Genomic DNA, 23,863 nt, shown 5'->3' on the forward strand with positions numbered 1-23,863 from the left:
AACGTATTCAGCGCAGCAGCGCCGTGAGGGGCGAGATGAGCACGCCGATGGCCTGGTAGCCGAAGCTCATCAGCGGGCGCAGCCACCAGGTGCTGACGATGCCGGCGATGACCAGGCCCATGACGATGAAGAAGCCGTAGGGCTCGATGCGCGCCAGGAAGTCCTGTGCGGCGCCGCGCGGCAGCAGGCCGGCGAGCACCCGGCCGCCGTCCAGCGGGGGCAGGGGGAACAGGTTGAAGGCCCACATCACCAGGTTGACCAGCACGCCGCCGCGCGCCATTTCGAGGAAGAAGGTCTCCTCGACGCCGGCGGCCCGCATCAGCACGAAGGCCATTGCCCACAGGATCGCCTGGATGAAGTTCGAGGCCGGGCCGGCCAGCGCCACCCAGATCATGTCGCGCTTCGGATGGCGCAGCCGGCCGAAGTTGACAGGCACCGGCTTGGCATAGCCGAACAGGAAGGCGCCCGAGGTGGCGAAGTAGAGCAGCAGCGGCATCAGGATGGTGCCGATGGGGTCGATGTGCTTGACGGGGTTGAGCGTCACGCGGCCCATCATCCAGGCCGTCTGGTCGCCCAGGTAGCGGGCCACGTAGCCATGGGCCGCTTCGTGCACCGTGATCGCGAAGATCACGGGCAGTGCATAGATCAGCACTTTTTCGATCAGGTTGGAGATATCCACCGAACGATTGTCTCAGACGGCCCCGGCGCGGCCGGGCGCGCGGAGCTTCACAGGCCCAGCGCCGCCGGCGATCCGCGCCCCTGGCGCACCAGGACCGGCTCGCCGCCGGCGCCCATGGGCGTCAGGTCGACCACCGTGGTGGGTTCGGAGGGGCAGGCGCCGCAGGCGATCACCGCGCCGATCTGCTTCTCGAAGCGCTCGCGGATCGCCTGCGCGTCGTTGAGCGCCTCGGTCTCGCCGGGCGGGATCAGGGTGGTGGCCAGCAGCGGCTCGCCATGCAGCATGAGCAGCTCGCCCAGCACCTTGTGGTCGGGCACGCGCAGGCCGATGGTCTTGCGCTGCGGATGGCTCACCCGCCGCGGCACCTCCTTGGTGGCTTCCAGCAGGAAGGTGTAGGGGCCCGGCGTCGCGGCCTTCAGGAGGCGGTACTGCTTGTTGTCCACCTTCGCGTAGCTCGAGAGCTCGCTCAGGTCGCGGCACAGCAGCGTGAGGTGGTGCTTCTCGTCGACCTGGCGGATGCGGCGCAGCTGGTCCACTGCGTCCCTGTCGTCCAGGTGGCAGGCCAGCGCGTAGCTCGAATCGGTGGGTACCGCCACGATCTCGCCGCGCGCCAGCAGGGCGGCCGCCTGCTTGAGCAGGCGCTGCTGCGGGTTGTCGGGATGGAGTTCGAAAAACTGGGCCATGGCTGCGATGCATTCTGCCGATAAACGGCAGGGGCGGTGTCAGGACTCCGCGGGCTCGATCGGCACCCTCCGCTCGCGCACGGTGAGCCAGGCGCCGGCTGCGCCGCAGACCGCGATCATCGAGATGCCGATCAGCGACACCCGGTCCGGCACCTGCGAGAAGACCAGCCAGCCGCCGAGCATGGCGAAGGCGATCTGGGCATAGAGGTAGGGCGTGAGCGTGGAGGCCGGCGCGCGCTGGTAGGCCAGGATCAGGATGAAGTGCCCGACCGTGCCCATGAAGCCCATCAGGCACAGCAGTGCCCACCAGTGCCAGCCCGGCAGCGCCGTCCAGACGAAGGGCAGGGCCAGCGAGGCGAGCAGGGTGCCGACCCAGCCGGTGTAAAAGTGCATCGTCAGCGGGTTCTCGGTGCGGGCCAGCTTGCTGGTGAGCACCTGGAACCAGGCATTGGTCAGCACCAGGCCGATGGGCAGCAGCACGGCCCAGCTGAAGGCCTCGCCGCCCGGCCGCAGGATGACCAGCGTGCCGATGAAGCCGCCCGCCACCAGCACCCAGCGAAGCGGCGAGACCTGCTCCTTGAGCGTCGTCGCGGCCAGAAGGGTGATCACCAGCGGCGCGATCAGCACGATCGAGGTGAACTCGGCAAGCGGCATGTAGCGCAGGCTGAAGAAGGCCAGCGTGCTCGACGCCAGCAGCAGCCCGCCACGCAGCAACTGGTATCTCGGGTGCCTGGTGCGCAGCAGCGCCGTGCCCTGCAACGGCAGCAGCACGGCGGTGGTCGCCACCGCCTGGAAGGCATAGCGGAACCACACGCCCATCAGGATCGGCACGCCGGCTGTGGAGAGCTTGGTGGCGCTGTCCAGGGTGGCGAAGCAGGCCACGGCCACGAGCAGCAGGCCGATGCCGGCCAGGATGCGCTCGGATTCCAGGTCGCGCGTGAGCTTGCGCTGCGCCAGGCCACCGGTGGTCGTGCTCGGGCTGCTCACAGGATGCGGTCTTCGAGCAGTTCCCATACCGGGGTCAGCTGGCCCGGAAGCAGCGGCAGTTTGCCAAGGTCGCAATGGCTTTCGCCGGGGCTGTGAAAGTCGCTGCCGCGCGAGGCGGCGAAGCCGAATTCCAGCGCCTTGTCGGCGTATTCGACGTACTCGGGAGGCGAATGGCTGCCGGTCACCACCTCGATCGCCCGGCCGCCGTGTTCCTTGAATTCGAGGAACAGCGCGTATTCCTCGTTGGCAGTGAACTTGTAGCGCCCCGGGTGCGCAATCACGGCCAGGCCCTTGGCCCCGGTGATCCAGCCCACTGCGTCCTTCAGCGTGGCCCAGCGGTGCGGCACGTAGCCCGGCTTGCCCTCGGTGAGGAACTTGCGGAAGACCTCGGCGGTGTCGCGGCAATGGCCTTGCTCGACCAGGAAGCGGGCGAAATGGGTGCGCGAGATCAGCTCGGGATTGCCGACGAACCTGAGTGCGCCCTCGTAGGCGCCCTTGATGCCCACCTGGGCCAGGCCCTCGGCCATTTCCTCGGCGCGCCGGCCGCGGCCGCCGCGGGTGTCGTAGAGGCCTTCGCTGATGGCCGCGTCGTCGGGGTCGAAGCCAAGTCCGACGATGTGCACCGTCTCGTTCGCGAAGGTGACCGAGATCTCGGTCCCGGTGAGATACCGCATGCCCTGCGCGCGCGCCGCCGCGGCCGCGCGGTGCTGGCCACCGACCTCGTCGTGATCGGTCAGGGACCAGAGCTCGACGCCGTTGGCGGCCGCGCGGGCCGCGAGTTCCTCGGGGGTCAGGGTGCCGTCGGACACCACGGAGTGGCAGTGCAGGTCGGCGTTCAGGATGGATGACACCCGGTGAATCTTATTCTTTCTTGCATGGGCTTGCAGGGCCCATGGGGACTACGGAGTGCGCTATCGAATGAATAGCGATCAACGACCGCCCGCAGGTGCTTTCAGCGCTTCTTGCGAAAGGCTGCCCAGGCCGCGACCACCGTGAAGGTGATCACGATGGCCACCAGCACCCAGAAACCGTTGTGGTCCTCGGCCAGCGGAATGCCGCCCACATTCATGCCGAACAGGCCGGCCAGGATGTTGATCGGCAGCGCCAGCACCGTCACCACCGTGAGCACGAAGAGGCTGCGGCTGGTGTCCTCGCTGACGTTGGCGGCAATCTCCTCCTGCAGCAGCTTGATGCGCTCCTGCAGTGCGCCCATGTCGCGCAGCACTGCCGAGAACTCCTCGGTCGCGCCGCGCAGCTTCTGGGTGTCGTCCTCGGCCATCCAGGCCGGCGGCTTCTGCAGCAGGCGGAACAGGGCGCCCGGCTCCGGCGCCAGCAGGCGCTGCAGCCGCACCAGCAGCCGGCGCATCTCGCCGAGGCGGGCGCGCTTGTGGTCGAGCCGGCCGGTGAGCAGCTCGTCCTCGATTGCATCGACGCGGGTGGTCACGCCGCGCACGACATTCACCAGCACGTCGGCCTGCACGCGCAGCAGATGCTCCAGCAGCTCGGCGCTGGAACGCGGCGCGTCGCCCGCCTTCACCGCGGTGCGCAGGGCATCGACCGAGCGCAGCGGCTTGGCGCGGGCCGTCACCACCAGGCGCGGTCCGACGCTGATCCACAGGGTGGAGATGTCCGAAGGCTCGAAGCTGAACTCGAAGTGCACGTCGTTGATGACGGCGATCAGCGAGTCGTCGGCGCGCTCGATGCGGGTCGAATGCATGCCGTCCCCGAGGGTCTCGAAGAAGGTGTCCGAGAGATGCGCATGCCGGTGCAGCCAGCGCTCCGCTTGCGCATGGCTCAGGTTGAAGTGCAGCCACAGGTAGACGTCCCCGGATGGCGCTGGCTGCGCGAGCCAGGCCGCTGCAGCGTTCGAGTCGATCGCGCGTGACGACTCCTCGGCCGCCACGTCGAACAGGTAGCCGCAGATGAGCCCGGCTTCGTCGCCGCCGTACGAGGCGGCCGCAATATCGCGGGGTGAGGACAAGACGGGGCGGTTCAGGAGCGAGGTGGTTCGAATTGCGGCCCATGCTGTGCGTGCTTCATGTCAGCGTTGTGACGACGCCGGCGGTCGATCGTGTCTGTCACGCGAACGTCACTTCGCAGGGGCAGCATGGATGTTTTTCCTCTGTTTCGAGGCCCCATGACGCTGCCCAGCACCCTCAGCGACCAGGAAGAACTGATGCAGCGCATCGCGCGCGACCTGGTCGACAGCTACGACGAAGAGCTCGAACTCGAGATCGAGGACCGCAGCCCGGACGAACTCGTGTCGGGGCAGCCGGCCGACAAGGCGGCGCGCCGCGCCTACTTCACGGAGCTGTTCCGCCTGCAGGGCGAGCTGGTCAAGCTGCAGGACTGGGTGCAGCACAGCCGGCAGAAAGTGGTGATCCTGTTCGAGGGCCGCGACGCGGCGGGCAAGGGCGGGGTCATCAAGCGCATCACCCAGCGGCTCAATCCGCGCGTGGCGCGCGTGGCGGCGCTGCCGGCGCCCAACGACCGCGAGCGCACCCAGTGGTACTTCCAGCGCTACGTGGCCCACCTGCCGGCAGCCGGCGAGATCGTGCTGTTCGACCGCAGCTGGTACAACCGCGCCGGCGTCGAGCGCGTGATGGGCTTCTGCACCGACGAAGAGTACGAGGAGTTCTTCCGCACCGTGCCCGATTTCGAGCGCATGCTGGTGCGCTCGGGCATCAAGCTCATCAAGTACTGGTTCTCGATCACCGACGAGGAGCAGCACATGCGCTTCCTGGGCCGCATCCACGACCCGCTCAAGCAGTGGAAGCTCAGCCCGATGGACCTGGAATCCCGCCGCCGCTGGGAGGAATACACCAAGGCCAAGGAAACCATGCTCGAGCGCACGCACATCGAGGAAGCGCCCTGGTGGGTGGTGCAGGCGGTCGACAAGAAGAAGGCGCGGCTGAACTGCATCACCCATCTGCTCGGCCAGATGCCGTACCAGGAGGTGCCGCACGCGCCGATCGACCTGCCCGCGCGCGAGCGCAATGCGGACTACCTGCGCCTGCCGGTGCCGGCTTCGATGTACGTGCCCGAGGTCTACTAGGAGTTCCACCGCGCCGCCGGCGGCGCGCAAGCTCTGCTAAGGTGCGCAGGCCGAACCCGGCCCACGCACGCAACATGGCCCGCCGCACTTCCTCGACCTCTGCCGCCAAGGCGTTCACCCGCGCCTACCAGCGCGGCATGAAGGCACTCACCACTGCCACCCTGCGCAACGGAAGGCGCATCGCGGGGCAGGTGCAGCGCGCGGCGGCCGAGCAGCTCAAGCCGCCGCGCGGCCCCGGCGACTGGCTGGCGGGGGTGGCGCTGGGCGCCGGCGGCGCGCGGCGCTACCACCTGTACCGGCCGCCGGACATGCAGTTGGGCGAGCGCCTGCCGCTCCTGGTCATGCTGCATGGCTGTGGCCAGACCGGACGCGACTTCGCCGCCAGCACGCGCATGAACCTGCTGGCTGCGCGCGAACGCTTCTTCGTTCTCTACCCGGAGCAGGACCGCATGGCCCATCCGCAGGGCTGCTGGAACTGGTACGACCGCCGCTTCGGCAAGGCCGATGCCGAGGCTGCGACCCTGATGGCCGCGGTCGACCAGGCGTGTGTGCTGTACCCGGTGGACCGCGAGCGCGTCGCCGTGGCCGGGCTCTCGGCGGGCGCCGGCATGGCGGCGCTGATGGCCACGCGCTACCCGGTGCGCTTCAAGGCCCTGGCCATGCATTCCGGCGTGGCGCCCGGCGCCGCCCGCTCGCCCGCGACCGCGCTGGGCGCCATGCGCGGGCGCCATGTGCCGCCCATGCCCGCCACCGCGGTCGGCAAGGCGATGGGGGCAGCCGCGGTCTTCACGACGCTGCCGCCGCTGCTGGTCCTGCATGGCGATGTCGATTTCGTGGTCTCGGCAAGCAATGCGCTGAGCACCGCGGAGGTCTGGGCCGCGGCCACTGGCGCGCAGCCCGGCATCGTGCGCACGGTGCAGCGCGGCAAGCGCCACGCGATGCGGGTGACGGAGTTCAAGCGCAAGGGCCGCACCTTCGTCATGCTGTGCGAGGTCGCCGGCCTGGGCCATGCGTGGAGCGGCGGCGCGCCGCGCCTGCCCTTCAGCGACGCCGCAGGACCCAATGCCTCGCGGCTGATCTGGGCCTTCGTCTCGAAGCAGTTCAAGGCGGCGGCGGTGGCCTGAGGCCATGACCGGCATCGCCTACGAACCCGGCCGCACCGCGCTCTACTCGCCGGAGCGCAGCGAGACGCTGTTCGAAGCGGGCCGCCGCTACACGCCAGCGCAGTGCGCCATCGAAGCCTCGCGGCTTGCGTACTACCGTGCCGAGGCTTCCGACGGCGAGCGCCAGCGCCTGGCGGACGCGCTGGCGCGCGCGGACTTCGGGCGGCCCACGCTCATCACGCACGCCGACACGAACGGCTTTGCCTTCGCCGCGCTGCATGCGGACGGCACGGCGCTGGTGTCCTTCCGGGGCACCCAGCCCGACGAGATCCGCGACCTGGCGACCAACCTGCAGGCGCACCAGGTCGAATGGCCCGAGAGCGGCGGCCGGGTGCATGCGGGGTTCGCGCGGGCCGCGCGGGCGATGATGCCGATGCTGCGCGAATGGCTCGAGGAAGGCGAGGGCGCCGGTCGCAGCGCGCTGATCCTCACCGGCCACAGCCTCGGCGCCGCCCTCGCCACCCTGAGCGCCACCGTGCTTGCGCCGAGCCTGCTGGCCACGCTCGGTTCGCCGCGCGTCGGCAACACGGCCTTCGTGGCCCCGCTGGCCGAGGTCCCGGTGCTTCGCCTGGTCAACGGCTGCGACGTCGTCACGCAGCTGCCGCCTGCCTTCTCGCTCTACGCGCATGCGGGGCCGACCAGCTACATCAGCTGCGACGGCCAATGCATGCACAACCCCGACGTGGGCTTCATCGAGAGCGACCGTGCCCAGGGACGGGCGCGCTACGTGGTCGACCATGCCTGGAAGCGCGGCGCCGTGGTGCTGCGCGACCTGGCGGATCATGCGCCGATCAACTACGCGCGGGCGTTCTTTGGCTGACCCCCAGGTTGGCTCACTTCGTGTAGCCGCCCACCCCCTCGCCGGGGGCAACACCAGCAGCCCGGCGAAGCCGGTTCCGCGGTGTTCCTGGAATGGGGTCGGCGTTGAGTTTTGTACGCCACCCGGCGTATTCCCGCTGCGCGGCCGATTCCGCAGACTCCTCCGTGTCATTCACACCCAGGAGAAGAGTCCCATGCAACAACGTCGATTCACCCTCAAGGCGCTCACGGCCGCGGTCGCGCTGGCCGGCCTTTCCGCCGTGCCGGCATTGGCCGCCGACACCATCAAGGTCGGCGTTCTGCATTCGCTGTCGGGCACCATGGCCATCTCCGAGACCGTGCTCAAGGACACGGTGCTGATGGCGATCGACGAGATCAACGCCAAGGGCGGCGTGCTCGGCAAGAAGCTCGAGCCCGTGGTGGTCGACCCGGCCTCGAACTGGCCGCTGTTCGCCGAGAAGACCAAGCAGCTGCTCGGCCAGGACAAGGTCTCGGTGATCTTCGGGTGCTGGACCTCGGTGTCGCGCAAGTCGGTGCTGCCGGTGGTCGAGGAAATGAACGGCCTGCTCTTCTACCCCGTGCAGTACGAAGGCGAGGAGCTCAGCAAGAACGTCTTCTACACCGGCGCCGCGCCCAACCAGCAGGCCATTCCCGCGGTCGACTACCTGATGAGCAAGGAAGGCGGCGGTGCCAAGCGCTGGGTGCTGCTGGGCACCGACTACGTGTATCCGCGCACCACCAACAAGATCCTGCGCGCCTACTTGAAGAGCAAGGGCGTGAAGGACACGGACATCGACGAGAAGTACACCCCCTTCGGCCACAGCGACTACCAGACCATCGTTGCCGACATCAAGAAGTTCTCCTCCGGCGGCAAGACGGCCGTCGTCTCGACCATCAACGGCGACTCCAACGTGCCCTTCTACAAGGAACTGGGCAATGCCGGCCTGAAGGCCAAGGACGTGCCGGTGGTCGCCTTCTCGGTGGGCGAGGAAGAGCTGCGCGGCGTCGACACCAAGCCGCTGGTGGGTCACCTGGCCGCGTGGAACTACTTCATGTCGATCAAGAACCCGACCAACACCGCCTTCATCAAGCAGTGGAGCGACTACGCCAAGGCCAAGAACATCGCCGGCCACAAGGACAAGCCGCTTACCAACGACCCGATGGAAGCCACCTACATCGGCATCCACATGTGGAAGCAGGCCGTCGAGAAAGCCAAGAGCACCGACACCGACAAGGTGATCGCGGCGATGGCCGGCCAGACCTTTACCGCGCCCTCGGGCATCGTCTCCAAGATGGACGAGAAGAACCACCACTTGCACAAGAGCGTGTTCATCGGCGAGATCAAGGCCGACGGGCAGTTCAGCGTGGTGTGGAAGACGCCGGGCCCGGTCAAGGCCAAGCCGTGGAGCCCGTACATCGAAGGCAACGACAAGAAGCCGGATTACCCGGCTGGCAAGTCGCTGTAAGGCAACGAACGAGCGGCCCCTGTCTTCTCCCTCCCCCTTCCGGGGAGGGCAGGGATGGGCCGCGGCGGTGGTGCCCGCCGTACTTTTCTTGCGCTGCGGCTCCCACCCCCGCCCACCCCCGGGAGGGGGACGGACGCCAAGACCGAACCGCGATCCACGATGCTCCGACGAACACTCCACCGCGTACTCTGCGCCTCGACGCTGCTGATGGCGCTGGCGACCCACGCGCTCACTCTCGACGAGGCCCGCGCCATCGCCTCGGGCGAATCCGAGGCCCGCATCACTGCGCTCAACAAGGCCGTCGCCACCGCCGACGAGAAGACCGCCGCCTTCATCCAGGCCATGGCCGACGACGCGGTCAAGTACACCGAGGACAAGGTCTTCCTCGTCAAGGACGACAAGGCCTACGACCCGGTCACCGGAGCCGAGCTCGAGCTGCCCGACAACGCCGAGGACGTGGTCAACAACAACCTGATGCGCGGCGCGCTCGATGCCGCGCAGGCCGCGCTCAAACTCACCAGCAAGGACGAGGCGGTGCGCGCCGAGGCGGCGCAGGCCCTCTTCAAGGAGCCCGACGAATCCCGCCTGCCCCTGGTCGAGAAGGCGCTGGCCGCCGAGACCAACGACCGGATCAAGGCCCAGCTCGAACTGGTGCGCGCAGCCAGCATGCTGAGCAGCGCCGACAAGGCGAAGCGCATCGCGGCCGCGAAGGCGCTGGGCGAGAGCCGCAGCCCGGACACCAAGCTGCTGCTCAACCAGCGGCTGGCCGACGAGACCGACACCGACGTCAGGAAGACGATCGCGGCATCCATCGACAGCATCGACGGTTCGCTGGTCTGGGGCGACCGCATCAATGCGATCTTCAGCGGCATCAGCCTGGGCTCCGTCCTGTTGCTGGCTGCGCTGGGGCTGGCCATCACCTACGGGCTGATGGGCGTGATCAACATGGCGCACGGCGAGCTGATGATGATCGGCGCCTATGCCACCTACGTCATGCAGGGCGTCTTCCAGCGCTACGTGCCCGAGTCGCTCTTCGGCTGGTACCTGGTCGCAGCCATTCCCGTCGCCTTCCTCGCCTCGGCGCTGGTGGGTGCGGTGCTGGAGCGGGGCGTGATCCGCTTCCTCTACGGCCGGCCGCTCGAGACCCTGCTCGCCACCTGGGGCATCAGCCTGATGCTGCAGCAGCTGGTGCGCTCGCTCTTCGGCGCGCAGAACGTCGGCGTCGAGAATCCCGGCTGGATGAGCGGCGGCTTCACCATGCTGAGCAACGTCACGCTGCCCTGGAACCGCATCTGCATCATCGTCTTCGCGGTCCTGGTGCTGCTGGCGATGGGCTGGCTCATCGGCCGCACGCGCCTCGGGCTGTTCGTGCGCGGGGTGACGCAGAACCGTCCCATCGCCTCCTGCATGGGCGTGAACACGGCACGCATCGACACCTACGCCTTCGCGCTGGGCTCGGGCATTGCCGGGCTGGCGGGCTGCGCGCTCTCGCAGATCGGCAACGTCGGCCCCGACCTCGGCCAGAGCTACATCGTCGATTCCTTCATGGTGGTGGTGATGGGCGGCGTCGGCCAGCTCGCCGGCACCGTCTATGCGGCGCTCGGCCTGGGCGTGCTCAACAAGTTCATCGAAGGCTGGGCCGGCGCGGTGCTCGCGAAGATCGCGGTGCTGGTCTTCATCATCATCTTCATCCAGAAGCGGCCACAAGGCATCTTCGCTGTCAAAGGTCGGAGTGCCGAAGCATGAGCCGCCGGGCCGCTCCCAAGGCGAATAGCACCGCAGCCGCAGGCGAAGGTATTCTTATGACCCGCACGGCCGTTCCGAAGGCGAATACCGCAGCGCGAAGCGCGGAGGTTACCGAATGACCCGGGCCGCACTTCCTTCCAAAGGCCCGCTCCTCGGCAGCAGGGGCTGGACCGCCTTCTTCATCGCGCTGATCGCCGTCTGCGCACTGGCGCCGGTGCTCAACCTGCTGGTGCCCGCGGGCAGCGCGCTGCACATGAGCGACTACGCCGTGGCACTGGTCGGCAAGATCATGTGCTACGCCATCTGTGCCCTGGCCATGGACCTGATCTGGGGCTACACCGGCATCCTCTCGCTGGGCCACGGCCTGTTCTTTGCCCTGGGCGGCTACATGATGGGCATGTACCTCATGCGACAGATCGGCCGCGACGGCAACTACAAGAGCGACCTGCCGGACTTCATGGTCTTCCTCGACTGGAAGACGCTGCCCTGGCACTGGACCTTCAGCGACAGCTTCATCGCCACGCTGGTGCTGGTCGTCGCCGTGCCGGGCGTGATCGCCTTCGTGTTCGGCTTCTTCGCCTTCCGCTCGCGCATCAAGGGCGTGTACTTCTCGATCATCACGCAGGCCATGACCTTCGCCGCGATGCTGCTCTTCTTCCGCAACGAGACCGGCTTCGGCGGCAACAACGGCTTCACCGACTTCAAGCGCATCCTGGGCACGCCGATCGCGACGCAGGAGATGCGCATGACGCTCTTCGCGCTCACCGGGCTCACGCTGCTGGGCTTCTTCCTGTTCGCCCGGTGGCTGGTCGGCAGCAAGTTCGGCCGCGTGCTCCAGGCGATCCGCGATGCCGAGTCGCGCGTGATGTTCTCGGGCTACAACCCGCTGCCCTACAAGCTCACGATCTGGGTCATCTCGGCCGTGATGTGCGGCGTGGCCGGGGCGCTCTACGTGCCGCAGGTCGGCATCATCAACCCCGGCGAGATGAGCGCGGCCAACTCGATCGAGATCGCGATCTGGGCCGCGGTCGGCGGGCGTGCCACGCTGGTGGGGCCGATCCTCGGCGCCTTCATCGTGAACGGCGCCAAGAGCTGGCTGACGGTGGCATACCCGGAATACTGGCTGTACTTCCTCGGTGCGCTGTTCATTGCCGTCACGCTGTTCCTGCCGAACGGCATCGTGGGCCTGGTGAAGAAGTGGACATCCAGGGAGCGCACCGCAACGCTCGACGAAGCACCGCGGCCGCCCATGCAGCGCGCTGTGGCGCTGGAGCAGGGCACCGAGCCTGGCAGCCTCGCGCCGCTGCCGGTGCGCTCCGAAGGAGTCCGCGCATGACGCCCGACCTGATGGACGCCGGCGCAGAGCGCATTGCCCGGTACAGCCAGCACAGCGACCTCGGCAAGCGCACCGCCTCGGGCGGGCGCGAGGCGGGCTACGGCCGTCATGCGATGCCGGGTGAGGTCGACGTCACGCACGGCCGAATCCTCTACCTCGAGGACGTGAGCGTGAGCTTCGACGGCTTCAAGGCCATCAACAAGCTCTCGCTCGACATTGCGCCCGGCGAGCTGCGTTGCGTGATCGGCCCGAACGGCGCGGGCAAGACCACGATGATGGACATCATCACCGGCAAGACCCGGCCGGACGAGGGCACGGTCTTCTTCGGCAGCACCATCGACCTGCTGCGCCACAAGGAGGCCGACATTGCCCAGCTGGGCATCGGCCGCAAGTTCCAGAAGCCGACGGTGTTCGAGCAGTTGACGGTGTTCGAGAACCTCGAGCTTGCGCTCAAGACCGACAAGGGCGTGAAGGCCTCGATGCTGTTCCGGCTCGACTCGGCGCAGTCCGACCGGCTGGCCGAGGTGCTGCACACCATCCACCTGGAGGACAGCGTCTCGCGCCTGGCCGGCAACCTGAGCCATGGCCAGAAGCAGTGGCTGGAGATCGGCATGCTCCTGATGCAGGACCCGAAGCTGCTGCTGCTCGACGAGCCGGTGGCCGGCATGACCGACGAGGAGACGGCGCGCACCGCCGAGCTCTTCCTGAAGCTCAAGGGCAAGCATTCGCTGATGGTGGTCGAGCACGACATGAGCTTCGTGCGGACCATCTCGGAGATCGTCACGGTCCTGTGCGACGGGTCCGTGCTGGCGCAGGGCACGCTCGACGAGGTGCAGGGGGATGAGCGCGTGATCGAGGTCTATCTGGGGCGCTGAGAAAGCAGGAACACCACCATGCTCGAGGTCAAGAACATCCACCAGTACTACGGCGGCTCCCACATCCTGCGCGACGTGAGCCTCGAGGCGCACGCCGGCAGGGTCACCGTCCTGCTGGGCCGCAACGGCGTGGGCAAGACCACGCTGCTCAAGTCCTTGATGGGGCTGGTCCCCATCAAGAGCGGCAGCATCGAGTTCGACGGTGCGCCGATCCACAGGAACACGCCCTACGAGCGCGCCCGTGCCGGCATGGGCTTCGTGCCCCAGGGCCGCGAGATCTTCGCGCGCCTCACGGTGGAGGAGAACCTGCGCATGGGCCTGGCCTACCGCCCGGCGGGCACGCCCATCCCGGTCGAGCTGTTCGAGCTCTTCCCGGTGCTCAGGCAGATGCTGAACCGCCGCGGGGGCGATCTGTCGGGCGGCCAGCAGCAGCAGCTCGCGATCGCGCGCGCACTGGCGCCCAGGCCCAAGCTCCTGATCCTCGACGAGCCGACCGAAGGCATCCAGCCCAGCATCATCAAGGACATCGGCCGCGTGATCCGCATGCTTGCCGACCGCGGCGACATGGCGATCGTGCTGTGCGAGCAGTACTACGACTTCGCGCAGGAACTGGCCGACGACTACCTGGTGATGGAACGCGGCGAGGTCATCGCGCGCGGCCTGGGCAAGGACATGGAGGCGCACGGGGTGCGCCAGCTGGTCGCGATCTGAGCGCTGCGGGCGCGGCTCGCCGGTGCGCGATGGACATTGCGGATCGCCAGGGCTGGGCGATGGCGCTACGCTAGCGCCTGTCGCCCCTTGCGCCCCGTCAGCGTTCGCCATGCAGCTTGCCCAGTACCATCCTCGTCCAGCCGGGCCCCGTGCATGGAAACGCTGATCGCCCTGATGGTCGACCACGCGGTCGGCGTGGTCTTCGTCACCACCTTTGCCGCCCGCGTCGGCCTGCCGGTGCCGGCTGCGCCGGTGCTGGTCGTGGCCGGCGGTATTGCAGCCATCGCCGAGCCGGTGCTGCTCTTCGCCCTGGTCGCCGTCGCGCTGCTGGCCAACGTGCTCGGCGATGCCGTGTGGTTCTATGCCGGGCGCGCCTACGGCTACCGCTTCATGCGGCTGCTGTGCAAGATCTCGATCTCGCCCGACTCCTGCGTGCGCAGCAGCGAATCCCTGATCACCCGCTGGGGCGGACTGTCGCTGGTGGCGGCCAAGTTCGTGCCCGGCGTCTCGGTCGTGGCGCCGCCGATGGCCGGCGCGCTGGGCATGTCCTCGTGGCGCTTCCTGGCCTTCGAGATCGTGGCTGCCTCGCTGTGGGTCGCTGTCTTCCTCGGCCTGGGCTGGATCTTCCGGGAGCAGATCGGGGCCGTGCTCGACGCACTGGCCAACGCCGGCGGCGTCGCTACTGCGGCGCTGGTGGTGGTGCTGGCGGCAATGCTGGCGCTGCGCTGGTGGCGGCGCCGCAGCGTCCTGCGCATCGCGAGCATGCCGCGCGCCAGTATCGATGAGCTGCTCGCGCTGCTGGCGGGCGAGGCGCCGCCGATCGTGGTCGACGTGCGCGGAGAGGCCGGCGTGCAGGTCGATCCGCGCCGCATCCCGGGTGCCCTGTCGATTCCGCTCAAGGCGCTGCAGCAGCGGCGGGCTGCGCTGCCTTTCGACGACATGGGGCGCGAGATCATCCTCTACTGCAACTGTCCCAACGAGATCTCGGCCGCGCTGGCCGCGCAGGCCCTGATGGCGCGCGGCTTCCTGCGCGCACGGCCGCTGGCCGGCGGGCTGGAGGCCTGGGTCGGCGCAGGCCATCCGACTCACGTGCACTAGTGGGCCGTAACAGCCAATCCTCTCGAATCGACTGTCACGGCCCACCAGCGCCCGAGCCGCCGCCATCAGGTGTCGCGGCCGCCGGGCGCTGAGCCCAGCGGCGGCGCCACTTCCTCCAGCGGCTTGCGCTCCGCGTCCACCGCGAAGCGCAGCGCCAGCAGCCCGGCGCCGATCACCAGCGCCGCCCCGATCGCATAGCCGACGGCCACCGCGCCGCGGCTGCCGGTCTCGATCAGCGCGCCGAAGAGCACCGGCGCGACGAAGCCGCCCGCGCCCGTGCCCACCGCGTAGAAGATCGCGATCGCGATCGCCCGCATCTCGAGCGGGAACACCTCGCTCACCGTCAGGTAGGCCGAGCTCGCCGCCGCCGAGGCCAGGAAGAACACGGCCGACCAGGCCAGCGCCTGGCTGCGCGCATCGAGCCAGCCCTGCATGAAGGCCCAGCCGGTCAGCGCGAGGCCGATGCCCGAGCACACATAGGTCAGCGCGATCATGCGCCGGCGGCCGACATGGTCGAACAGCGGCCCGAGGATCAGCGGCCCCAGCACGTTGCCGAGCGCAAAGGGAAAGATGTAGAGCGCCACCCGGCCCTCCGGCACGCCGTGGAAGCGCGTCAGCACCAGCGCATAGGTGAAGAAGATCGCGTTGTAGAAGAAGGCCTGGGAGATCATCAGCGCCAGCGCGACGGCGCTGCGCTGCGGGTAGCGGCGCAGCAGCACCTGCGCGACCTCGCGCCAGCCGGGGCTGGTGCGCCGGCTGTAGTGCACGCGGCCCACCGCCGTGGGCAGCGGCCCGTGCTGCGCGGCGACCTCTGTCTCGATGCTTGCCACGATGCGCTCCGCCTCTTCGGCACGGCCGTGCGCCATCAGCCAGCGTGGGCTCTCCGGCACGTCGCGCCGCACCAGCAGGATCGCCACGGCCAGCAGCGCGCCCAGCGCGAAGCCTGCCCGCCAGCCCCACACCGGCCCGAGCACCTGCGGGTCCAGCAGCACGAGGCTCAGCCCCGCGCCCAGCCCGGCGCCGATCCAGAAGCTGCCGTTGATCGCAAGGTTGACGCGCCCGCGTACGCGGGCCGGGATCAGCTCGTCGATGGCCGAGTTGATGGCCGCGTATTCACCGCCGATGCCCAGCCCGGTCAAGAAGCGGCACACCGCGAAGAACGCGAAGTCGGGGGAGAAGGCGGTGGCCAGCGTGGCCATCGCATAGACGGCGAGCGTGATCAGGAACAGTTTCTTGCGCCCCAGGCGGTCGGTGAGGCGGCCGAAGAGCAGGGCGCCCATCACCGCGCCGCCGATGTAGAGCGAGCCCGACCATCCGATCTGCGATGCCGTCAGCGCCAGCGTGTCGGGCCGCTCCAGCACGCCGCCGAGGGAGCCGACCAGCGTGACCTCGAGCCCGTCGAGCACCCAGGCGATGCCCAGGGCCAGTACCACGCGCCAGTGCCAGCGCGACCAGGGCAGGCGGTCGAGGCGGGCCGGGATGTCGCTGTGGACATCCGTCATCGGGTCGGCTTCGCGGGGCAGGCCATGCCGCAAGCCTAATGCCGTCGATCGGGTACGCCTGTAGTCGCATGCCCCATGTGCGGGGCATGCGCGCTCTCAATGGATCAGAAGACGCCGAACACCTTCAGCAGGATGATGACGCCGAGCGGAACGCCCGCCAGCCAGAGGATGATGCTTTTCATTCAGAGGTCTCCTTTGCTTGGGAGCGCCCAAGATAGCCAGCGATTCTTCGACGGTGCGACGGAGAAGGGCGGACCGCCGGGTAGGGCGAGCACCCACAGCGCGTGGGGCGCCGGGCTACATCGCCCAGATGCGCGGCGGCGCTCCACGCATCTGCCACAGCTCCGCGCGCCACGCCTGCCAGACCTGCCGCAGCAGTTGCATCGCCGGCTCGACCAGGGGGGCCAGCACGCGCAGCACGATGACGCCCGGCTGCGGGCTGGTGGCGCCGGCGCTGTCGCGCAGCGCGTGGGCTTCGAGCAGCGCGCGCGCCGCGTCGAGTGCGGCGTCGCGCCGTGCCCGCGCGACCGGTGTGCCCGAAGCGAAGAAGAGAGATGCCACGCAGCGGTGCCCGGCCATGCCCAGCGGGCCGTCGAGCAGCAGCAGGTCTGCGGCATCGATGCGCCCGCGCTCCAGCCAGGCGCCCGGCATCTCGATGTGCTGCTGCAGCGTGCCGCGCTCGAAGGGCTTGCCGGCAGCGGGCAGGCCGAGCGCAGTCACGTCCCAGCCGATCAGCTCTGCGCCTTCGGCAAGCTGCAGCGAGAGCCGGTTTTCCGCGCGGCAGCCGCTGAAGCAGATCGCTTCGAGCGGCAGCCATTCGAGCCGCGCTCCCGGTTCCAGCCGCAGCGCGGTGTGCTGCAGCGCCGGCTCGCCCTCCGAGCGATAGAAACGGCTGGCGCCCGGCGTGGTGATCAGCCCATGGCTGCCGGCTGCCGCGCTCACCCGGATGTCGAGGGTGTCGCCGCCCACCAGCCCGCCCGGCGGATGCACCAGCACGTTGTGGCAGACCGCGTCGCCCTCGGGGTACAGGCTTTGAAGGATCCGCAGCGGGCCTTCATGGCGGAAGCGCGCGACGCTGCGCGGGCCTTCCAGTCGGTAGTCGAGCTCGAGTCGCGCGTTCCAGGGCATCGGGCGAGTGTAGAAGCAGGACGGGGGCGGCCCGGCTTGCCGGAATCCGTCCCCGGAAGACGTGGACAAGCTTGTGGAGAACTCCGGGCACAAGTTGCCAGAGCGTTGTCCCGCAAGGACTTGCGCTGGGTTGCCCAAGGAAAAGGCAGCGGTGGGGTAAGCAGCCCTTGCTAGCTCTTCCACGCCCCCACATGCGCCGCCATCGCCTCGTCGAGCAGCGCCGGCCCGATGCATTCGATGGGATGCGCCGAAGCCGCGAACACGTCGCGGCAGGACAACTCGGCGTCGCGCTGCTCGGGGCGCTCGCCGCGGAACACGCGCAGCCGCTCGGCGTCTATGCCGAAGACCACGCGCCCGATGCTGGACCAGAAGATGGCGCCCGCACACATCACGCAGGGCTCGCCAGAGGAATAGATCGTGGCGGCTGCCAGCGCGTCGCGCGAGAGGCCGCGTCCTGCCAGCATGCGCACCGCATTGGTTTCGGCATGGCCGGTGACGTCGTCCGTCTCGCCCGTGTTGCACCAGGCCTCGGCCAGCACCTCGCCGTCGGCCGCAACGATCACCGCGCCGAAAGGCCGGTTGCCGCGCCGCCGGGCCGCGTGCGACCACACGATGGCCTTGCGCAGGTAACGCCCGTCGCGCTCGTCGAGCGGGGTCTCCGGGGGAAGGGTGGGAAGAAGGAGCGAATCCATGACTTTCATGCTACCCAAGCTTGCCGATACGGTTCGTAGGCGGGCTCGCATACCTGACGAAAGCAGGAGCCATGCCGGAGTCCATCGCCAACTCGCACGCCCCGGCACGACCCGCGGGCGCACATGCAGGCGCGCAAATTGCTTGCAAACCTGCGCAGAGTAGAAGCGTTCAGCCCGGCATCCCGGTCTTGGTGCCCGCGGCGGGAAATTGCTCTTTCATGGTCGTCACCCCACGCAACCGAAGGAGTTCTTTTCTCATGCTCGTCACGCAGCAACCCGTCTTCCGCAAGTTCTGGCATGCCGTCATGCCGCTGGCCGATCTGCAGCAGGGGCCGAAGCCCTTCACGCTCCTGGGCGAGAACATCGTCCTCTTCCTCGATGCCGAAGGGCAGCCCGCCGCGCTGCGCGACCGCTGCTGCCACCGCACCGCGAAGCTCTCCAAGGGCTGGTGCGTGGACGCGCAGGGGCAGGCCTGCGGCCAGGGCGCGATCCAGTGCGGCTACCACGGCTGGACCTACGACCGCGGCGGGCGGGTGATCCGCATCCCGCAGTACGAGGCCGATCGCCCGATCTCCCCCGATTACCGCACCACCGCCTACGCCTGCACCGCGCGCCATGGCTATGCCTGGGTCGCGCTGGAAGCGCCGATCGCCGATATCCCGCCGATCCCCGAGTTCGACGATCCGGGCTACCGCACCATCTTCCAGTTCTACGAGGAATGGCAGACCAGCCCGATGCGTGCGCTGGAGAACTCCTTCGACAACTCGCACTTCAGCTTCGTGCACCGCGCCACCTTCGGCGTGGCCGCGAGCCCGAAGCCCAGCAAGTACGAGCTGGTGGAGAACGAGCGCGGCTTCCATGCGGAGACGGTCATCGACGCCGCCAACCCGCCCCGCTTCAAGCAGATCAGCGGCGTGACCGAGCCGGTCACCACGCGCCACATGCGCAACGCCTACTTCCTGCCCTTCTCTCGGCGGCTGGACATCGAATACCCATCAGGCATCCGCCACGTCATCATCAATTGCTTCACGCCCATCGACGATGGCCGCATGCAGCTGTGCCAATGGCTGTTCCGCAACGACACCGAGGCCGACTGCCCGGCGCAGATGCTGATCGACTTCGACGCGGAGATCACGCGCGAGGACAAGGACATCCTCGAATCGACCGACCCCGACGCGCTCGTCGACACGCGCCGGCGCGGCGTCGAATACTCGATGGAATCGGACCGGCCGGGAATGCTGATCCGCAAGCACATGATGCAGCTGCTGGCAAGGCATGGGGAGTCGGAGGTGCATCGTTGAGGATGTGGAAGGCGGACCCGTTTTCCTTCCGGCTACCATCGCGCGAAGCGAAGTCCATCCGCAACAAGGAAACCCCATGAGCATCACCGTTCGACGCGACGGCATTACCGGCACCCGTCACATCATCAAGGTCCGCGCCCACGAGATCGCGGTGGACACCGGGGGCGAGCACGACGCCGGCCCCACGCCGCACGACCTCTACGACTCCGCGCTGGCCGCGTGCAAGGCGCTGACCGTGTTGGTCTATGCGCAGCACAAGGGCATCCCGGTCGAGGAGATCGAGGTGGTGGTGAACCGCGACGACAGCCAGGAGCGGCAGGGGCTCTACAAGCTCGACTCCACGCTGCACGTCACCGGCGCGCTGAGCGATGAGCAGAAGGCGGCGCTGCTGCGGGTGGCGGGCAAGTGCCCGGTGCACCGGCTGATGACCGAGGTCAAGACGGAGATCGAGACGCGGCTGGTCTGAAAGCGCGGTTCGCGCCCTACAGGCCAAGTTCGTGCTTGGCGATGATGTTGCGCTGGATCTCGTTGCTGCCGCCGTAGATCGACATCGCGCGGCGCCAGAAATAGTTGGGGGCCGCACCGCGCACGCTGGCCTCGATGCCGTCGAGCTTCCCCTCGCCACGCATCAGCGGCGGGTCGAGCATCTGGCCCCCGGGTCCCGCGGCCTCGAAGATCAGCTCCGTGATGCGCTGGCCGATCTCGGTGCCGCGGATCTTCAGCGCCGAGGCCAGCCCGGCGCCGGGCGAGCTGCCCGAGCCCATGCTCGACAGTGCCCGCAGCGTCGTCACTTCCAGCGCCTTCAGTTGCGCCTCGGTGGCCGACACCTTGGCGCGGAACACCGGGTCTTCGATGAGCGGACGGCCGCGATGCTGCACGCCCGATGCGATGCGGTGCAGCCGGCGCATCGCGAAGGTGGAGAAGCCGATGTTCGAGTTCTCGACGCGCTCATGCTCCAGCAGGAACTTCGCGTAGCTCCAGCCGCGGCCCTCTTCGCCGACCAGGTTGGACTTGGGCACCTTCACGTCGGTCAGGAAGACCGCATTGAAGGAGTGCGTGCCCTCCAGCATCGGGATCGGCTGTATCACGATGCCCGGCGACTTCATGTCGATCAGCAGGAACGAGATGCCGTGCTGCGCCTTCGCCTCGCGGCTGGTGCGCACCAGGCAGAACATCCAGTCGGCGTGGTGGGCGTACGAGGTCCAGATCTTCTGGCCGTTGACCCGATAGTGATCGCCGCGGTCTTCGGCGCGGGTGGCGAGCGAGGCCAGGTCGGAGCCTGAAGCCGGCTCCGAATAGCCCTGGCACCACCACACGGTCGATGCGCGGATGCCCGGCAGGTGCTGCTGCTTCTGCGCAACGCTTCCGAAGTTGAAGATCACCGGGCCGACCATGCGCGGCCCGAAGGGCTGGATGGTCGGACAGTTCAGTTCTGCGCTGATGGTTTCGAAGATGTAGCGCTGGGTCGCGCTCCAGCCGGGCCCGCCCTCCGAGACCGGCCACGTGTAGGCATGCCACCCGCGCCGCCCGAGGATCTGCTGCCAGCGCATGAAGTCCTCGCGATGCAGGTGCAGGTCGTGCTCCACGCGGCGCGCGATGTCGCGCGGCAGGTTCTCGGTGATGAAGGCGCGCACTTCATCGGCGAACGCCTGCTCTTCCTTCGAAAAGGCCAGTTCCATCTCTTGTCTCCTTGGTGGATGCGGCGGCTTGCCGCGTCAGTCCGCGGAACCCAGCGCAAAGTGGACGCCGCCGACGCTCACGCCCGTTGCATCCGCCGCGAGCCCGCGAGCCTGTGCGGCAGCCCGGATGCCCGAGGCGTCGTTCACTGCCAGCTCGATCCCCGCCAGACCGTCGCCGCGATCGTCTCGCGGCGCCACGAAGCGAAGCCTTGCGTTGTCGACCTGCAGTTGCCAGCCATCGCCCGCGCGCTCGACCTGCCGCTGGAGAATGCGCCCCCAGCGCGCCGCGAGCGCGGCAGGATCATCCGCCTGCAGCACGGCGCCCGTGATGCCCTGCACGCGCGCATTCGACACCGCTTCGCGCCAATGCGGTCCTGCCGGCCAGTAGGGGCCGTTCAGGTCGGCGCCATTGCGCGTGGTGTTGATCTCGAGCAGCGCACCCCCCGTATCGCGCGGGTGCAGCTGCATGCCTTCGTAGTCGCCGAGCGCAAGCGGTGCGGCGATGCGCACGCCGATCTCATCGACATGGGTGCGCCAGCGCGGCAGCGATTCGCTGTCGAGGATCACCATGTAGCCGCCATCGCCCTTGCGGCGTTCCAGATAGCGGCCGGCGGTGGTGCCTTCGCGCTGCGGCGCGACGACCTCGACGAAGCTGGTCCCGAAGGGCATCAGGGCGTTGTGCAAGCCGAACTGCCCGACTTCGGGATCGCGATGGCAGACCCGCACCCCGAAGACCGCGCAGAGATCCTCCTCCACCGGTGCCAGCTTGGCGGCCACCAGGCAGAGCTGGCGAAGTCTCAAGTATTTCGTCGTCAAAACGTCTGTCTCCTTGTGCTCGCCAGTTATGGCAATTTTGAATATGATATAACAAATACACAAACCACAGACCACAAACAAGCCACAAGAGACAAGGCCACCTGACATGACATCGCTTGCCGGACTGCGCGTGCTCGACCTCTCGCGCTTCATTGCGGGGCCCTACTGCGCCATGATGCTGGGCGACATGGGTGCCGAGGTGGTGAAGATCGAGCCGCCGGGCGAGGGCGAGTACGCCCGGCGCGCATCGCCGGCCGTCAACGGGCAGAGCCTCTACACCTTCATCGTCAACCGAAACAAGAAGAGCCTGGCCATCGACCTGCGCAGCCCGGCGGGGCTGCAGGTCCTGCGCGAGCTGATCGTGCGCGCCGACGTGCTGGTCGAGAATTTCCGCCCGGGCACGATGGAGCAGATGGGGCTCGGCTGGGAGGCGGTGCATGCGCTCAACCCGCGCCTGATCATGGCGCGCATCTCGGGCTTCGGCCAGGATGGCCCGCTCGCCACCAAGCAATGCTTCGACGGCGTCGCGCAGGCCATGAGCGGCCTGATGGACATGACCGGCCAGGAGGACGGCCCGCCCACGATGATCGGCTCGTTCATGTGCGACTACACGACAGGGATGTACACCGCGCTCGGCATTCTTGCGGCGCTCCATGCCCGCCACGCCTCGGGCGAGGGGCAACTCGTGGACGTGTCGCTGCTGGAGAGCGCCACCTCCATGCTCATGACGGCGATCCCGCAGCAGAAGCTCTTCGGCACCACGATGACACGCGTCGGCAGCCGCGACCGCTTCGTGGCGCCGTCGAACACCTTCCGCACGGGCGACGGCCGCTATGTGCTGATGGTCGGCGGCGACGACAACATGTTCCCGCGCGTCGTGCGCGCCATGAAGCAGCCCGCGCTGCTGGACGACCCGCGCTTCGCCTCGATGGCATCGCGGCTCGAGCACCGCGACGCGGTGGAGGACGCCGTGGCCGCGTGGATGCTGTCACACGAGGCCGACGAGATCGTCGCGCGTCTCGAAGCCGAGGGCGTGCCCTGCGCCAAGGTCGCGACCCTCGACGAGGTGGTCGACAACCCGCAGCTGCGCCATCGCGGCGCCATCGCCGACATCCCCTTCGGCGGCGTCAACGTTCCCGTGCAGGGCGTGACCATCCACCTGTCGGACACCCCGCTCTCCATCGAGCGCGCGATGCCGGCGGTGGGCGAGCACAACGCCGAGGTGCTGCAGCAGTGGCTCGGCATGCAGGCCGAGCAGTTGGCCGCGCTCGAGGCCGAAGGCGCCCTCTGATCCCAACACCCCCACCATCGCAGGAGACAGGCACTTGACCACCGAACTCATCGAGCATCTCGAACAGGGCGTACTGACGCTCACCCTCAACAGGCCCGAACGCCTCAACGCGCTGACGGTGCCCATGACCGAGGCCTTGCTCGCCGCGCTGCGCCGCGCCGCCGTCGACCCGCGCGTGCGTGCCGTGGTGCTGACCGGTGCGGGGCGTGCCTTCTGCGCCGGCGGCGACGTCAAGGCCATGGCCGAGGACGACGCGGCGCCGCAAACGCTCGAGTCGCGCACGCTCCAGCTGCGCGAGCACATGGAGTGTTCTCGCCTGCTGCACGAGATGTCCAAGCCGACCATCGCCGTGGCCCGCGGCGCGGTGGCGGGCGCGGGCCTGTCGCTTGCGCTGGCCTGCGACCTGCTGCTGGCGAGCGACACGCTCAAGCTCACCTCGGCCTTCGCCAAGGTCGGGCTGTCGGGCGATTTCGGCAGCACCTACTTCCTGACCCAGCTGCTGGGCCCGCGCGCGCGGGCCTTCGCGTTGCTTTCGCCCGTGCTCAAGGCGGACGAGGCGCTTGCGCTCGGCCTGGTCACCCGCGTCGTCGCGGACGCCGAGCTCGACGCCGGGGGCCGTGCGCTCGCGCAGCAGCTCGCCGATGGCCCGTCGATCACGCTGGGCCACATCAAGGCCAACCTCAATGCCGCGGAGCAGGGCGCCACGCTGGCGCAGGCGCTCGACCACGAGGCCATCCGGCACATCCGTTGCGGCATGACCGAAGACCACCAGGAAGCGGCCCGCGCCTTCGTCGAGAAGCGCGCGCCGAAGTTCGTCAATCGTTGAAGGAGCCCGT

General features: G+C 68.5%; 23 protein-coding genes. 13 read left to right on the forward strand and 10 right to left on the reverse strand.

Annotated features, from left to right (window positions below; translation table 11 throughout):
* Nucleotides 1-7 precede the first annotated feature (7 nt).
* From APY03_RS22755 to APY03_RS22775, 5 genes are all read right to left on the reverse strand, one after another.
* Nucleotides 8-679, reverse strand: a complete 672-nt coding sequence (locus APY03_RS22755; protein WP_068680284.1) for a site-2 protease family protein — start codon at nt 677-679, stop codon at nt 8-10.
* 47 nt (nt 680-726) lie between these two features.
* On the reverse strand, nt 727-1,362 hold the full coding sequence (locus tag APY03_RS22760) for an L-threonylcarbamoyladenylate synthase (protein WP_068680286.1): 636 nt from the start codon (nt 1,360-1,362) through the stop codon (nt 727-729).
* 39 nt (nt 1,363-1,401) lie between these two features.
* Complete coding sequence (locus APY03_RS22765; RefSeq protein ID WP_443082841.1) at nt 1,402-2,349, reverse strand: DMT family transporter; 948 nt, start codon at nt 2,347-2,349, stop codon at nt 1,402-1,404.
* Nucleotides 2,346-3,200 (reverse strand): 3',5'-nucleoside bisphosphate phosphatase, encoded by an 855-nt coding sequence (locus APY03_RS22770; RefSeq protein WP_068680290.1) that lies wholly within the window; start codon nt 3,198-3,200, stop codon nt 2,346-2,348. Before APY03_RS22770 ends, APY03_RS22765 begins: the two co-directional genes overlap by 4 nt.
* A gap of 101 nt (nt 3,201-3,301) precedes the next feature.
* Complete coding sequence (locus tag APY03_RS22775; protein ID WP_068680292.1) at nt 3,302-4,330, reverse strand: transporter; 1,029 nt, start codon at nt 4,328-4,330, stop codon at nt 3,302-3,304.
* 156 nt (nt 4,331-4,486) lie between these two features.
* On the opposite strand from APY03_RS22775, the gene ppk2 reads away from it, so the two are divergent.
* From ppk2 to APY03_RS22820, 9 genes are all read left to right on the forward strand, one after another.
* Entirely contained in the window at nt 4,487-5,404 is a 918-nt protein-coding gene (ppk2, locus tag APY03_RS22780; protein WP_068680295.1) for a polyphosphate kinase 2, read from the forward strand.
* Between the two features lie 74 nt (nt 5,405-5,478).
* Nucleotides 5,479-6,528: an extracellular catalytic domain type 1 short-chain-length polyhydroxyalkanoate depolymerase gene (locus APY03_RS22785; protein ID WP_068680297.1), complete on the forward strand. Its 1,050-nt coding sequence runs from the start codon at nt 5,479-5,481 to the stop codon at nt 6,526-6,528.
* Nucleotides 6,529-6,532: 4 nt separating this feature from the next.
* Nucleotides 6,533-7,387: a lipase family protein gene (locus APY03_RS22790; protein WP_068680300.1), complete on the forward strand. Its 855-nt coding sequence runs from the start codon at nt 6,533-6,535 to the stop codon at nt 7,385-7,387.
* Nucleotides 7,388-7,580: 193 nt separating this feature from the next.
* Entirely contained in the window at nt 7,581-8,852 is a 1,272-nt protein-coding gene (gene urtA / locus APY03_RS22795) for an urea ABC transporter substrate-binding protein (protein ID WP_068680302.1), read from the forward strand.
* 159 nt (nt 8,853-9,011) lie between these two features.
* A complete protein-coding gene (gene urtB, locus APY03_RS22800; RefSeq protein ID WP_068680304.1) occupies nt 9,012-10,598 on the forward strand; it encodes an urea ABC transporter permease subunit UrtB in 1,587 nt (528 codons plus the stop codon).
* Between the two features lie 115 nt (nt 10,599-10,713).
* Complete coding sequence (gene urtC, locus APY03_RS22805; RefSeq protein ID WP_068680305.1) at nt 10,714-11,934, forward strand: urea ABC transporter permease subunit UrtC; 1,221 nt, start codon at nt 10,714-10,716, stop codon at nt 11,932-11,934.
* Entirely contained in the window at nt 11,931-12,809 is an 879-nt protein-coding gene (gene urtD / locus APY03_RS22810; protein ID WP_068680307.1) for an urea ABC transporter ATP-binding protein UrtD, read from the forward strand. Before urtC ends, urtD begins: the two co-directional genes overlap by 4 nt.
* 18 nt (nt 12,810-12,827) lie before the next feature.
* Nucleotides 12,828-13,520 carry an urea ABC transporter ATP-binding subunit UrtE gene (gene urtE, locus APY03_RS22815; RefSeq protein WP_068680309.1) on the forward strand — a complete coding sequence of 231 codons (693 nt, stop codon included), beginning with the start codon at nt 12,828-12,830 and terminating at the stop codon, nt 13,518-13,520.
* A 153-nt stretch (nt 13,521-13,673) separates the two neighbouring features.
* Nucleotides 13,674-14,618 (forward strand): VTT domain-containing protein, encoded by a 945-nt coding sequence (locus APY03_RS22820; protein ID WP_068680311.1) that lies wholly within the window; start codon nt 13,674-13,676, stop codon nt 14,616-14,618.
* Nucleotides 14,619-14,683: 65 nt separating this feature from the next.
* On the opposite strand, the gene APY03_RS22825 is transcribed toward APY03_RS22820, so the two are convergent.
* From APY03_RS22825 to APY03_RS22835, 3 genes are all read right to left on the reverse strand, one after another.
* Nucleotides 14,684-16,120: an MFS transporter gene (locus APY03_RS22825; protein ID WP_068680369.1), complete on the reverse strand. Its 1,437-nt coding sequence runs from the start codon at nt 16,118-16,120 to the stop codon at nt 14,684-14,686.
* A 297-nt stretch (nt 16,121-16,417) separates the two neighbouring features.
* Entirely contained in the window at nt 16,418-17,248 is an 831-nt protein-coding gene (locus APY03_RS22830; protein ID WP_068680313.1) for an urease accessory protein UreD, read from the reverse strand.
* Between the two features lie 170 nt (nt 17,249-17,418).
* Nucleotides 17,419-17,940 (reverse strand): nucleoside deaminase, encoded by a 522-nt coding sequence (locus APY03_RS22835; RefSeq protein ID WP_232081244.1) that lies wholly within the window; start codon nt 17,938-17,940, stop codon nt 17,419-17,421.
* Between the two features lie 257 nt (nt 17,941-18,197).
* Between APY03_RS22835 and APY03_RS22840 the strand changes: the two genes are divergently transcribed.
* Together APY03_RS22840 and APY03_RS22845 are read left to right on the forward strand one after the other, a co-directional pair.
* Entirely contained in the window at nt 18,198-19,241 is a 1,044-nt protein-coding gene (locus tag APY03_RS22840) for an aromatic ring-hydroxylating dioxygenase subunit alpha (RefSeq protein ID WP_068680317.1), read from the forward strand.
* Between the two features lie 76 nt (nt 19,242-19,317).
* Nucleotides 19,318-19,707 (forward strand): OsmC family protein, encoded by a 390-nt coding sequence (locus APY03_RS22845; RefSeq protein WP_068680319.1) that lies wholly within the window; start codon nt 19,318-19,320, stop codon nt 19,705-19,707.
* Between the two features lie 16 nt (nt 19,708-19,723).
* Here APY03_RS22845 and APY03_RS22850 read toward each other — a convergent pair whose 3' ends face one another.
* Complete coding sequence (locus APY03_RS22850; RefSeq protein WP_068680321.1) at nt 19,724-20,920, reverse strand: acyl-CoA dehydrogenase family protein; 1,197 nt, start codon at nt 20,918-20,920, stop codon at nt 19,724-19,726.
* A gap of 36 nt (nt 20,921-20,956) precedes the next feature.
* The gene (locus APY03_RS22855; RefSeq protein ID WP_232324374.1) at nt 20,957-21,889 is read right to left on the reverse strand and encodes a VOC family protein; all 933 of its coding nucleotides are present in this window, start codon (nt 21,887-21,889) and stop codon (nt 20,957-20,959) included.
* On the opposite strand from APY03_RS22855, the gene APY03_RS22860 reads away from it, so the two are divergent.
* Nucleotides 21,843-23,027 carry a CaiB/BaiF CoA transferase family protein gene (locus APY03_RS22860; RefSeq protein ID WP_068680325.1) on the forward strand — a complete coding sequence of 395 codons (1,185 nt, stop codon included), beginning with the start codon at nt 21,843-21,845 and terminating at the stop codon, nt 23,025-23,027. The genes APY03_RS22855 and APY03_RS22860 overlap by 47 nt on opposite strands.
* A 34-nt stretch (nt 23,028-23,061) precedes the next feature.
* A complete protein-coding gene (locus APY03_RS22865) occupies nt 23,062-23,853 on the forward strand; it encodes an enoyl-CoA hydratase-related protein (RefSeq protein ID WP_068680327.1) in 792 nt (263 codons plus the stop codon).
* The last annotated feature ends 10 nt before the right edge of the window (nt 23,854-23,863 follow it).

The organism is Variovorax sp. WDL1, from assembly GCF_001541225.1.
Taxonomy (GTDB): Bacteria; Pseudomonadota; Gammaproteobacteria; order Burkholderiales; family Burkholderiaceae_C; genus Variovorax.

Excerpts from the sequence above, each read along its gene's own strand:
- APY03_RS22760 (WP_068680286.1), bottom strand. The coding sequence starts at position 1,362 with ATGGCCCAGTTTTTCGAACTCCATCCCGACAACCCGCAGCAGCGCCTG.
- ppk2 (WP_068680295.1), top strand. The coding sequence starts at position 4,487 with ATGACGCTGCCCAGCACCCTCAGCGACCAGGAAGAACTGATGCAGCGC.
- APY03_RS22785 (WP_068680297.1), top strand. The coding sequence starts at position 5,479 with ATGGCCCGCCGCACTTCCTCGACCTCTGCCGCCAAGGCGTTCACCCGC.
- APY03_RS22790 (WP_068680300.1), top strand. The coding sequence starts at position 6,533 with ATGACCGGCATCGCCTACGAACCCGGCCGCACCGCGCTCTACTCGCCG.
- urtA (WP_068680302.1), top strand. The coding sequence starts at position 7,581 with ATGCAACAACGTCGATTCACCCTCAAGGCGCTCACGGCCGCGGTCGCG.
- urtB (WP_068680304.1), top strand. The coding sequence starts at position 9,012 with ATGCTCCGACGAACACTCCACCGCGTACTCTGCGCCTCGACGCTGCTG.
- urtC (WP_068680305.1), top strand. The coding sequence starts at position 10,714 with ATGACCCGGGCCGCACTTCCTTCCAAAGGCCCGCTCCTCGGCAGCAGG.
- urtD (WP_068680307.1), top strand. The coding sequence starts at position 11,931 with ATGACGCCCGACCTGATGGACGCCGGCGCAGAGCGCATTGCCCGGTAC.
- urtE (WP_068680309.1), top strand. The coding sequence starts at position 12,828 with ATGCTCGAGGTCAAGAACATCCACCAGTACTACGGCGGCTCCCACATC.
- APY03_RS22820 (WP_068680311.1), top strand. The coding sequence starts at position 13,674 with ATGGAAACGCTGATCGCCCTGATGGTCGACCACGCGGTCGGCGTGGTC.
- APY03_RS22825 (WP_068680369.1), bottom strand. The coding sequence starts at position 16,120 with ATGACGGATGTCCACAGCGACATCCCGGCCCGCCTCGACCGCCTGCCC.
- APY03_RS22830 (WP_068680313.1), bottom strand. The coding sequence starts at position 17,248 with ATGCCCTGGAACGCGCGACTCGAGCTCGACTACCGACTGGAAGGCCCG.
- APY03_RS22835 (WP_232081244.1), bottom strand. The coding sequence starts at position 17,940 with ATGGATTCGCTCCTTCTTCCCACCCTTCCCCCGGAGACCCCGCTCGAC.
- APY03_RS22840 (WP_068680317.1), top strand. The coding sequence starts at position 18,198 with ATGCTCGTCACGCAGCAACCCGTCTTCCGCAAGTTCTGGCATGCCGTC.
- APY03_RS22845 (WP_068680319.1), top strand. The coding sequence starts at position 19,318 with ATGAGCATCACCGTTCGACGCGACGGCATTACCGGCACCCGTCACATC.
- APY03_RS22850 (WP_068680321.1), bottom strand. The coding sequence starts at position 20,920 with ATGGAACTGGCCTTTTCGAAGGAAGAGCAGGCGTTCGCCGATGAAGTG.
- APY03_RS22860 (WP_068680325.1), top strand. The coding sequence starts at position 21,843 with ATGACATCGCTTGCCGGACTGCGCGTGCTCGACCTCTCGCGCTTCATT.
- APY03_RS22855 (WP_232324374.1), bottom strand. The coding sequence starts at position 21,889 with ATGAAGCGCGAGAGGTCGAGCACGCGCAGTCCGGCAAGCGATGTCATG.